Raw genomic sequence first — 10675 nt, 5'->3', positions numbered from 1 at the left:
GGCTGGCCGGGCGGCTGGCGGCGGGCGGGGCGCCGGTGGGGGCGCACGATGTGGCCGAGGCGGTTCCGGAGGCTTGGCGGAATGTGCTGGGGTGATGGCCGGCGGTGTCTGCACGGGCTGGCCGGGCGGCTGGCGGCGGGCGGGGCGCCGGTGGGGGCGCACGATGTGGCCGAGGCGGTTCCGGAGGCTTGGCGGAATGTGCTGGGGTGAAGGCCCGAGCACATGGGGAAACCACTCCGATGGCGGCAGGGGAACCACGGGCCGACGCCGGTCGACCCGCCCGGGCCGTGGTCCCGGTACGGATCGCCGCACACCGCCGCCGGCCCGATGCCGCGGCGGTCTCCCCGCGGGCGACGCACAGGGGTACGTAGCCGACCCGCCGTCGGAGCCCTCTGAGACACTGGGCGCGATGAGCGAGAGAACAGCCCCGACCGCACCCCTGCGGGCGCGCGCCGAGATCGACCTGGCGGCCCTGCGGGCCAATGTGCGGGCCCTGCGCGCCCATGCGCCGGGCGCGGCCGTGATGGCCGTGGTGAAGTCCGAGGCATACGGTCACGGGGCCGTGCCGTGCGCCCGCGCGGCGCTCGCCGCCGGGGCGAGCTGGCTGGGCACGGCCACGCCCGAGGAGGCCCTCGCCCTGCGGGCCGCCGGGCTGCCGGGCCGCATCATGTGCTGGCTGTGGACGCCCGGAGGACCGTGGCGGGAGGCGATCGACGCCGAGCTGGACGTGTCGGTCAGCGGGATGTGGGCCCTGGCCGAGGTCGTCGAGGCGGCCAGGGGAGCCGGCCGGCCCGCTCGGGTGCAGCTGAAGGCCGACACCGGCCTCGGACGCAACGGGTGCCAGCCCGGGGACGACTGGGCCGCGCTCGTCGACGCGGCGCTGCGGGCCGAGGCCGAGGGGCTGCTGCGCGTCACGGGGCTGTGGTCGCACTTCGCCTGCGCCGACGAGCCCGGGCACCCCTCCATCGCCGCCCAGCTCGCCGTGTTCCGGGACATGGTCGCCCACGCCGAGGGGCGGGGCGTACGGCCCGAGGTCCGGCACATCGCCAACTCCCCGGCCACCCTCACGCTCCCCGAGAGCCACTTCGACCTGGTCCGCACCGGCATCGCCACCTACGGCATCTCGCCCAGCCCCGAACTCGGCACCCCCGCCGACTTCGGGCTGCGCCCGGTGATGACGCTGTCCGCCTCGCTGGCCCTGGTCAAGCACGTACCGGGCGGGCACGGCGTCAGCTACGGCCACCGGTACGTGACCCCCGGCGCGACCACCCTCGGCCTGGTGCCGCTGGGCTACGCGGACGGCATCCCGCGACACGCCTCCTCGGCCGGCCCGGTGCTGGTCGAGGGCAAGTGGCGCACGATCGCCGGGCGGGTCGCCATGGACCAGTTCGTGGTGGACCTGGGGGGCGACGAACCCGCGGCCGGGACCCGGGCGGTCCTCTTCGGGCCCGGGGACCGCGGTGAGCCCACCGCGGAGGACTGGGCCCAGGCGGCCGGAACCATCGCCTACGAAATCGTGACCCGGATCGGAACGCGTGTTCCTCGCGTCTATGTGAATGAGGAACGGGACGGGTAACTCGCACAGAGAACCGGGTCACGCGAGAAACGGCAGTCACAAGGGCAACATCGGCATCACCGACCCGGCGAGTCACCCGATCGGCAGCCCGGCGAAGAGGAGCGGTACGTGAGCGAGAGCAGCGCGGAGGTCGTCGCGGACGTCGCCTCCGCGGCCGTCGCGGCCTCCGCCGCGGGGGCGGCGGGAGGCTGGCGCCGGGCGACCGGTATCGCCGGCGTGGCGATAGGCGTGGTGGCCGCGGGCGCGGCCGCCGGTGTCGCCCTGGAGCGGATGACGGTCGGCCGCGGCATGCGCCAGAAAGCCCGGCTCGCACTGGACTCGGCGGGACCGTACGGCTCCCTGCGGGGCATGCCCGGCAAGGCGTTCGCCGACGACGGCACGGAGCTGTACTACGAGGTCGACGACCTCGACGAGGAGGCCGCCCCCGCCGCCATCGGCCCGCGCCGCCGCCGGCTGTTCGGCCGCAAGTCACCCGCTCCCGTCACCGTCGTGTTCAGCCACGGCTACTGCCTCAGCCAGGACTCCTGGCACTTCCAGCGGGCGGCCCTGCGGGGCGTCGTACGGACCGTGCACTGGGACCAGCGCAGCCACGGCCGGTCCGCGCGGGGCGTGGCCCAGACACGGGACGACGAGCCGATCACCATCGAGCAGCTGGGCCGGGACCTGAAGGCCGTCATAGACGCGGCGGCACCCGAGGGGCCGCTGGTGCTCGTCGGGCACTCCATGGGCGGCATGACGGTGATGGCGCTGGCCGACCAGTACCCGGAGCTGATCCGCGAGCGGGTCGTCGGGGTCGCCTTCGTGGGCACGTCGTCGGGGCGGCTCGGCGAGGTCAACTACGGCCTGCCCGTCGCCGGGGTCAACGTGGTGCGGCGGGTGCTGCCCGGGGTGCTGAAGGCGCTAGGGCAGCGGGCCGAGCTGGTGGAGAAGGGGCGCCGGGCGACCGCGGACCTGTTCGCCGGGATCATCAAGAGGTACTCCTTCGCGTCCCGGGACGTCGACCCGGCCGTCGCCCGGTTCGCCGAGCGGATGATCGAGAGCACACCGATCGACGTGGTCGCCGAGTACTACCCGGCGTTCAACGACCACGACAAGACCGAGGCGCTCGCCCACTTCGCCGACCGGCCGGTCCTCGTGCTGGCCGGGGTGCAGGACCTGGTCACGCCGAGTGAGCACAGCGAGGCCATCGCCGATCTGCTGCCGGACGCCGAGCTGGTGCTGGTGCCGGACGCGGGGCACCTGGTGATGCTGGAACACCCGGAAGTGGTCACCGACCGCCTCGCCGACCTGCTCACCCGCACGGGTGCCGTGCCCGCAGGGGCTACCGTGAAGGGCTATGGAAGCACCAGCACCGCACAGCCCGGCTGAGCCCGGTTCCGTCCAGATCGTCGTCACGTCCCCCGAGCAGATGCGGGAGCTGGGCCGCCGGCTCGCGAAACTGCTGCGCGCGGGTGACCTGGTGATGCTCAGCGGGGAGCTCGGCGCGGGCAAGACGACGCTGACCCGTGGGCTGGGCGAGGGGCTCGGCGTGCGCGGGGCCGTCACCTCGCCGACGTTCGTGATCGCCCGGGTGCACCCCTCGCTGGGCGACGGGCCGCCGCTGGTCCACGTCGACGCCTACCGGCTCTCCGGCGGTCTCGACGAGATGGAGGACCTCGACCTCGACGTGTCGCTGCCCGAGTCCGTGGTCGTCGTGGAATGGGGTGAGGGCAAGGTCGAGGAGCTGACCGAGGACCGGCTCCAGGTCGTGATCCACCGTGCTGTGGGCGACACGACCGACGAGGTCCGGCAGATGACGGTCACCGGTGTGGGGGAACGCTGGGCCACGGCGGACCTGAGCGTGCTCGCCGCCTGAGTTCCGGTGTGCGGGCATTCGATGGACGTTCCGACAAGACGTCGGCAAGATGTTGCATCCGGCGTCTTGTGCGTGGTCACATGGTATCCAGTCAGTGGTTAGGTGTACCTAACTACGTTGCCCGCCCTTCGGGAGGCGTCCATGTCGGCTACAGAGAGCAAGGGGCAGCCGCAGTGGTTCGCGGTCGCCGGGGTGTCCATGCGCGACCTGCTGGCGGCCGGCGAGGCGGCGGCCTTGATCTCCACGCCCCCGCGCGCTCCCGAGCCGGAGCTCGCCGATCGGGCCCCCGCGCATCGCGAGGCGGCATAGAGCCCGTCTCCGGTCCCGCTCCGGACGACCGGCCCTAGCGGACCACCACGACGGTGCGGCCGATCGTCGCGAACGTCCACATCGCGTCGCCGTCCGCGCGGGACTGGCGGATACCGCCCGTGCGGACCTTCGGATCGGGGGCGGGGGCCGGGGTGGCCGACTCGTTCACGGCCGCGCTGAAGCCGATGACCACGCCGTCCACACTGGCGAAGCGCACCACGTGCTCGACCGGGACGCCGTCGGAGCCGGTGACCGAGTTGGAGCGGGACGTCACCGAGTAGCTGCCCGGAGCCGGGTCCACCGCGCTCGGGTCGACCTCGAACGTACGGCTGATCGCCTCGTCCGCGGCGACCAGCCACACCCGGTCGCCGCGCAGTGAGTACACGACCCGGGCGCCCTTGCCGGAGTCGCCGGGCAGTGCGGTGGGATCCTTCTTGACCCGGGGCGCCTTCGACGTACCGGCCGCCGGGGCGACACCCGCCCCGGCCGCCCTGCCCAGACCGGCCGGGACGGTCTCGGCGGCCTGGTGGGCGAGCCAGCCGACCGTCGCGAGGGCCGCGGCGGTGAGCCCGGCCACGATTCCCGAGCTGCTAGCTGCCACCGGCGTCCACCTCACGTCGTACATCCCTGTCGTGACGGTAGGTGACGGTAGCAGCAGGTGACGACCCGACAGGCGCGACCGTGCCGGGCCCCGCGGAGCCGTAGGCTGTTTGCGTGCTCTTGCTCGCTCTGGATACCGCCACGCCCGCTGTCACCGTCGCGCTGCACGACGGACGCGATGTCATCGCCTCGTCCAGTCAGGTGGACGCGCGGCGGCACGGGGAACTGCTGCTGCCGGCGATCGACCGGGTGCTCGCCGAGGCCGGTCTGCGGCTCGACGCCGTCACCGGGGTCGTCGCCGGGATCGGTCCTGGACCGTACACCGGGCTGCGCGTCGGCCTGATGACCGCCGACACCTTCGGGCTCGCGCTCGGCGTCCCCGTGCACGGCGTGTGCACGCTGGACGGCCTCGCCTACACCGCCGACCTCGAGGGCCCGTTCGTCGTCGCCACCGACGCCCGCCGCAAGGAGGTGTACTGGGCCCGCTACGCCGACTCCCGCACCCGGGTGACCGACCCGGCCGTGGACCGGCCCGCCGACATCGCCGAGCAGGTCGCGGGGCTGCCCGCGGTCGGTGCCGGTGCGCTGCTGTACCCGGAGACCTTCCCCAAGGCGCACGAGCCGGAGCACGTCTCCGCCGCCGCCCTCGCCCGGCTGGCCGCAGAGAAGCTGGCGGCCGGCGAGGAACTCCCCGCGCCCCGGCCGCTGTACCTGCGCCGCCCCGACGCCCAGGTCCCCAAGAACTACAAGGTGGTCACCCCCAAGTGACCGAACCCGTGACGTGCACGCTGCGCGAGATGCGCTGGTGGGACATCGACCCCGTGCTGGAACTGGAACGGAACCTGTTCCCCGAGGACGCCTGGTCCCGGGGCATGTTCTGGTCCGAGCTCGCCCACGCGCGCGGGCCCGAGGCCAACCGGCGGTACGTGGTCGCCGAGTCCGGCTCCCGGATCGTCGGCTACGCCGGTCTGGTCGCCACCGGTGAGCAGGCCGACGTCCAGACCATCGCCGTGTCCCGCGAGCTGTGGGGCACCGGCCTCGGCGGACGGCTGCTGGCCGAACTGCTCCGGGCGGCCACCACCTTCGAGTGCGCCGAGGTGATGCTGGAGTGCCGGGTCGACAACGTCCGCGCACAGAAGCTCTACGAGCGCTTCGGCTTCGAGCCCATCGGTTTCCGGCGCGGCTACTACCAGCCCGGGAACGTGGACGCCCTGGTGATGCGCCTGACCTCCCCCGAGAACTCCGTACAAGGAACCGAGATCAATGGCTGACGAACCCCTCGTACTGGGAATCGAGACCTCCTGCGACGAGACCGGCGTCGGCATCGTCCGGGGCACCACCCTGCTGGCCGACGCCGTCGCCTCCAGCGTCGACGAGCACGCCCGCTTCGGCGGTGTCGTCCCGGAGGTCGCGAGCCGTGCCCACCTGGAGGCGATGGTCCCCACCATCGACCGCGCCCTGAAGGAGGCGGGCGTCACCGCCCGCGACCTCGACGGCATCGCCGTCACCGCCGGTCCCGGCCTGGCCGGTGCCCTCCTCGTGGGCGTCTCCGCGGCGAAGGCCTACGCCTACGCGCTCGGCAAGCCCCTCTACGGCGTGAACCACCTCGCCTCGCACATCTGCGTGGACCAGCTGGAGCACGGCGCGCTGCCCGAGCCGACCATGGCCCTGCTGGTCTCCGGCGGCCACTCCTCGCTGCTGCTGTCCTCGGACATCACCTCCGACGTCCGCCCGATGGGCGCCACCATCGACGACGCGGCCGGCGAGGCCTTCGACAAGATCGCCCGGGTGCTGAACCTCGGCTTCCCGGGCGGCCCGGTCATCGACCGGTACGCGAAGGAGGGCGACCCGAATGCGATCACCTTCCCCCGGGGTCTGACCGGCCCGCGCGATCCGGCCTACGACTTCTCCTTCTCGGGGCTGAAGACCGCCGTGGCGCGCTGGATCGAGGCCAAGCGGGCGGCGGGGGAGGAGGTGCCGGTGCGGGACGTGGCGGCGTCCTTCCAGGAAGCGGTCGTCGACGTGCTGACCCGCAAGGCCGTCCGGGCCTGCAAGGACGAGGGCGTCGACCACCTGATGATCGGCGGCGGTGTGGCCGCCAACTCCCGGCTGCGCGTCCTCGCCCAGGAACGCTGCGAGGCCGCCGGCATCCGGCTGCGCGTGCCCCGGCCCAAGCTGTGCACGGACAACGGCGCGATGGTCGCCGCCCTCGGCGCCGAGATGGTCGCCCGGGGCCGGGCGGCGTCGAGCTGGGACCTGTCGGCCGACTCCTCGCTGCCGGTGACGGAGCCTCACGTCCCGGGCGACCACGACCATGTGCACGAGGTCAGCAAGGAGAACCTGTACTCGTGACGGTCGCCTTGATGTGGGAGGCCCGGGCGTCCGAGGGGCGGGGCGAGGACTTGCTGGCCTGGGCGCGCGCCCAGGAGCTCCCCCGTGAGCCTTTGCGCCGGGAGGCCTTCCGAGCGCCCCAGGACCGGGTTCTCGTCCTCACCTGGTGGGACGCGCCCTTCGACGCCGAGCTCCCCGAACTGCCCGAGCCGGACGGTGAGTTGATCATCCGGGCGGTGCATCGCTGGCGGTTCGAGTCGGTGGCGGTCGGCTGACCGGGCCGGTCAGCCGAGGACCGGGGACACCTCCGTCTCGCAGCGCAGCCGCCGCTCGGTGCCGAGCGCCCGCACCGGGCCCGTGAGGGTGAGGTGCGCGGTGTGCCGGACGTCCGCGCTGGAGGCGGCCAGCCGTAGTTCCAGGGCGCCCGGTTCCACGACCCGTCGGCCCGAACGGTCGGTGAACGCCGACAGGTCCGCGTGGAAGCGGAACGTGACCCTGGCCGCCTCGCCCGGGGCCAGCTCCACCCGCCGGTAGCCGATCAGCCGGACGTCGGGGCGGGTCACCGAGGCCACCGGGTCGTGCAGGTACAGCTGTACGACCTCGGCTCCCTCGCGCTCGCCCGTGTTGCGGACGGTCACCGACACGTCGTGGGAGCCGTCCGTGCCGACCTCGGCCGGTCCCGTCGCCGAGCAGTCCTCCCAAGCGAACGCCGTGTACGAGCGGCCGTGGCCGAAGGCGTACAGCGGGGTCGGGTCGAGGTTGCTGACCTCGCCCGCGAGACCCAGCGGCGGCTGGAGGTAGGTCCAGGGCTGCCCGCCCGGGACCCGCGGGATGCTGACGGGCAGGCGGCCGGAGGGATCGACCCGGCCCGACAGGACGCCCGCGACCGCCGGGCCGCCCTCCTCGCCCGGGAAGAACGCCTGGACGACCGCGCCCAGGCGGCCGTGCCAGCGGCCCAGCGCGTAGGGGCGGCCGGTCAGCAGCACCAGCACCACGGGGACGCCGGTGGCGACCAGCGCGTCCAGCAGTTCGCCCTGGGCGCCCGGCAGGCCGAGGTCCGTCACGTCGCAGCCCTCGCCCGAGGTGCCGCGGCCGAACAGGCCCGCCCGGTCGCCGAGGACCGCCACGCACACGTCCGCCTCGGCGGTGCGGGCGATGGCCTCCTCGAAGCCCCCGGTGTCCGGGTCCGTCACGTCGCAGCCCTGCGCGAACGTCACCTTGGCGTCGGGGAGTTCGGAGCGCAGGGCGTCCAGGACGGTCGGGATCTCGATGCCGACCGGCACGTCGGGGTGGTGGGGCAGGACGTGGGACGGGAAGGAGTAGCAGCCCAGCATGGCCAGGGCGTCGGCCGCCCGGGGGCCGACCACCGCGATGCGGGTGTCGGGGGCCAGCGGGAGCAGGCCGTCGGGGTTGTCGAGCAGGACCACCGACTCCTCCGCCAGGCGGCGGGCGAGGATGCGGTTGCCCGTCGAGTCGAGGTTGATGGCGGTGGCCGGCTCGGGTGTCCAGTCCTCGTCCAGCAGGCCAAGTTCGCACTTCTGGAGCAGGACGCGACGGGCCGCCCGGTCCACGAGCTCCTCGGGGACCGCGCCCGACCGGACCGCCTCCAGCAGCGGCCGGCCGTAGCACTTGACGGTCGGCAGTTCGACGTCGATGCCGGCGGTGAGGGCCGCGTGGGCCGCCCCGGCCGGGGTCGCGGCGACGCGGTGCAGGGTCTGGAGGAAGCCGATGCCGAAGTAGTCGGCGACGACCGTGCCGGTGAAGCCCCACTCCTCGCGCAGGAGACGGGTCAGCAGCCCGGGGTCCGCGGAGGCCGGGACTCCGTCCGTCTCGGTGTAGGCGGCCATGACCGAGCGGGCGCCGCCCTCGCGCAGGGCCATCTCGAAGGGCGGCAGGGTGACGTCGGCGAACTCGCGGACGCCGGCCCGCACCGGGGCGAGATTGCGGGCACCGGCCGAGGAGGCGTACCCGGCGAAGTGCTTGAGCGTGGCGACGACCCCCGCCGCTTCCAGGCCCCGCACATAGGCCGCGCCGACTGTGCCGACCAGGTACGGGTCCTCTCCGATCGTCTCCTCCACGCGGCCCCAGCGCGGATCGCGCACGACGTCCAGCACGGGCGCCAGGCCCTGATGGACGCCGGCCGAGCGCAGGTCGTCGCCGATGCGCCGGGCCATCTCCTCGACCAGCGGCGGATCCCAGGTCGCGCCCCAGGCCAGCGGGACCGGGTAGGCCGTGGCCTGCCAGGCGGTGAAGCCGGCCAGGCACTCCTCGTGCGCGATCGCCGGGATGCCGAAGCGCCCGGCCTCGGTGATACGGCGCTGGGCGCGGGCCAGAGCCTGCGCGCCCAGCGCCGGGTCGACGGGGGCGGTGCCGAAGGAGCGCGTGAGCTGGCCCAGGCCGTGGGTGATCAGCTCGTCCCATTCCTCGTCCGAGGTCTCGACGGTCATGTCGTGCTGGTGCGGAGCGACCCCGTCGCCGTCCGTCGCGGCGCCCACCCACACGCCGTACAGCTGGGCGGTCTTCTCCTCCAGGGTCATCCGGGAGAGCAGGTCGTCGACGCGGGCGGCGGCGGGCAGCGCGGGGTCACGCCAGGGCGCGGTGGTCATGAAGCTCCTGTCGGGGGGACGGCCCTCTCACGAACGTTTCACGAATGTTTCGTTCTGAACTTCGAATGTTCCGGGAACCTATGGCGGTGCGAGGACTTCGTCAAGGGGGCCCGCAGGGTTACGATCGCCGCCATGACATCCCCGGAGCCCGTTGAAAGCCGGACGCAGAACCGGACGCAGGGGCGCACCGCGCAGACCGCGACGCTCGCCGAGATCGCCCGTGAGGCCGGTGTGTCGGCGCCGACTGTTTCGAAGGTCCTCAACGGTCGTGCGGACGTCGCCCCGGCCACCCGGGCCCGCGTCGAGGATTTGCTGCGCGTCCACGGCTACCGGCGACGCCGCGCCGAGGCGACCCGTTCGCCCTTGATCGACCTGGTCTTCCACGAGCTGGAGAGCGCCTGGGCGATGGAGGTCATCCGGGGTGTGGAGAACGTGGCCCGGGACGCCGGCCTCAGTGTGGTGCTGTCCGAGAGCGCGGGGCGGCTCACCCCCGGGCGGACCTGGGCCGACCAGGTCGCCGCGCGCCGGCCGCACGGCGTGATCCTGGTCCTGTCCGGGCTCGACGAGTCGCAGCGGGCGCTGCTGACCAGCCGGTCCATCCCGTTCGTGGTGATGGACCCGGCCGGCGACCCCGGCGCCGACGTGCCGTCGATCGGCGCGACCAACTGGCAGGGCGGCCTCGCGGCCACCCGGCATCTGGTCGAGCTGGGGCACCGCAGGATCGGCGCGATCAGCGGACCCTCGCAGATGATGTGCAGCCGGGCCCGGATCGACGGCTACCGCGCCGCGCTGGAGACGGCGGGGCTGCCGGTGGATCCCGCCCTGATCGCGAGCGGCGACTTCCACCACGAGGCCGGCTACCGGCTCGGCCTGGAGCTGCTGCGCCGCCCGGACCGGCCGACCGCGGTGTTCGCCGGGAACGACCTGCAGGCGCTCGGGCTGTACGAGGCCGCACGTGAGCTGGGGCTGCGCATCCCCGAGGACCTGAGCGTGGTCGGGTTCGACGATCTGCCCGTGGCGCCCTGGGTCGGGCCGCCGCTGACGACCGTACGGCAGCCCCTGACCGAGATGGCCGAGGCCGCGGCCAAGCTGCTCCTCGATCTCGGGCGGGACGAAGGGGCGTTGGCGGCGACCCGAGTGGAGCTGGCGACCAGCCTGGTGGTGCGCAGCAGTACCGCGGCTCCGGCGCAGCGGTAGGCGCAGTACCGGCGGAGCGTAGGCGCCGTACCGGCGGGGGGTGTTCCGGACACTTCCGCCCTCCATCGAAGCCAATCGGCTGCAAATTCGAAACTTTCGGAGAGGCCGGTTCGTCGGTGTACGGCGGCTTCGCCGGGGTGCACTGGCGGGGCGTGGGGGGGGGGGGGGGGGGAGTGGGTGCCCCCGGCTTTGGCTCCTTTC

Annotated in this window: 11 protein-coding genes; 9 read left to right on the top strand and 2 right to left on the bottom strand. The window is 73.6% G+C overall.

Annotation, left to right across the window (positions count from 1 at the left end; genetic code table 11):
- The first annotated feature begins 409 nt into the window (after positions 1-409).
- From alr to ACZ7EG_RS08395, 4 genes are all read left to right on the top strand, one after another.
- Positions 410-1576, top strand: coding sequence for an alanine racemase (alr, locus tag ACZ7EG_RS08410; RefSeq protein ID WP_471074119.1), 1167 nt, complete (start codon positions 410-412; stop codon positions 1574-1576).
- Between the two features lie 108 nt (positions 1577-1684).
- Complete coding sequence (locus tag ACZ7EG_RS08405) at positions 1685-2944, top strand: alpha/beta fold hydrolase (protein WP_471074116.1); 1260 nt, start codon at positions 1685-1687, stop codon at positions 2942-2944.
- Positions 2913-3431: a tRNA (adenosine(37)-N6)-threonylcarbamoyltransferase complex ATPase subunit type 1 TsaE gene (gene tsaE, locus ACZ7EG_RS08400; RefSeq protein ID WP_471074113.1), complete on the top strand. Its 519-nt coding sequence runs from the start codon at positions 2913-2915 to the stop codon at positions 3429-3431. The genes ACZ7EG_RS08405 and tsaE overlap by 32 nt, the downstream gene beginning before the upstream one ends.
- Positions 3432-3572: 141 nt before the next feature.
- Positions 3573-3740 (top strand): hypothetical protein, encoded by a 168-nt coding sequence (locus ACZ7EG_RS08395; RefSeq protein ID WP_471074111.1) that lies wholly within the window; start codon positions 3573-3575, stop codon positions 3738-3740.
- 34 nt (positions 3741-3774) lie between these two features.
- On the opposite strand, the gene ACZ7EG_RS08390 is transcribed toward ACZ7EG_RS08395, so the two are convergent.
- Complete coding sequence (locus ACZ7EG_RS08390) at positions 3775-4341, bottom strand: hypothetical protein (RefSeq protein ID WP_471074108.1); 567 nt, start codon at positions 4339-4341, stop codon at positions 3775-3777.
- Between the two features lie 113 nt (positions 4342-4454).
- Between ACZ7EG_RS08390 and tsaB the strand changes: the two genes are divergently transcribed.
- Genes tsaB through ACZ7EG_RS08370 form a run of 4 tightly spaced genes read left to right on the top strand, consistent with a single transcriptional unit; the run spans position 4455 to position 6946 of the window.
- A complete protein-coding gene (tsaB, locus tag ACZ7EG_RS08385) occupies positions 4455-5108 on the top strand; it encodes a tRNA (adenosine(37)-N6)-threonylcarbamoyltransferase complex dimerization subunit type 1 TsaB (RefSeq protein WP_471074106.1) in 654 nt (217 codons plus the stop codon).
- Positions 5105-5611 (top strand): ribosomal protein S18-alanine N-acetyltransferase, encoded by a 507-nt coding sequence (rimI, locus tag ACZ7EG_RS08380; protein WP_471074103.1) that lies wholly within the window; start codon positions 5105-5107, stop codon positions 5609-5611. The genes tsaB and rimI overlap by 4 nt, the downstream gene beginning before the upstream one ends.
- Positions 5604-6692: a tRNA (adenosine(37)-N6)-threonylcarbamoyltransferase complex transferase subunit TsaD gene (gene tsaD, locus ACZ7EG_RS08375; RefSeq protein ID WP_361308597.1), complete on the top strand. Its 1089-nt coding sequence runs from the start codon at positions 5604-5606 to the stop codon at positions 6690-6692. Before rimI ends, tsaD begins: the two co-directional genes overlap by 8 nt.
- On the top strand, positions 6689-6946 hold the full coding sequence (locus tag ACZ7EG_RS08370) for a hypothetical protein (protein WP_471074100.1): 258 nt from the start codon (positions 6689-6691) through the stop codon (positions 6944-6946). The genes tsaD and ACZ7EG_RS08370 overlap by 4 nt, the downstream gene beginning before the upstream one ends.
- 9 nt (positions 6947-6955) lie before the next feature.
- Here the strand turns inward: ACZ7EG_RS08370 and ACZ7EG_RS08365 are convergent, their stop codons facing one another.
- Positions 6956-9277, bottom strand: a complete 2322-nt coding sequence (locus tag ACZ7EG_RS08365; protein WP_471074097.1) for a beta-xylosidase/alpha-l-arabinosidase — start codon at positions 9275-9277, stop codon at positions 6956-6958.
- 132 nt (positions 9278-9409) lie between these two features.
- Here ACZ7EG_RS08365 and ACZ7EG_RS08360 point away from each other — a divergent pair, with 132 nt between their 5' ends.
- Entirely contained in the window at positions 9410-10474 is a 1065-nt protein-coding gene (locus ACZ7EG_RS08360; protein WP_471074095.1) for a LacI family DNA-binding transcriptional regulator, read from the top strand.
- Positions 10475-10675 lie beyond the last annotated feature (201 nt).

Source organism: Streptomyces sp. NPDC037100 (genome assembly GCF_055606225.1).
Note: the sequence above shows the minus strand (reverse complement) of the source record. Positions and strands in the feature narration are given on the sequence as shown.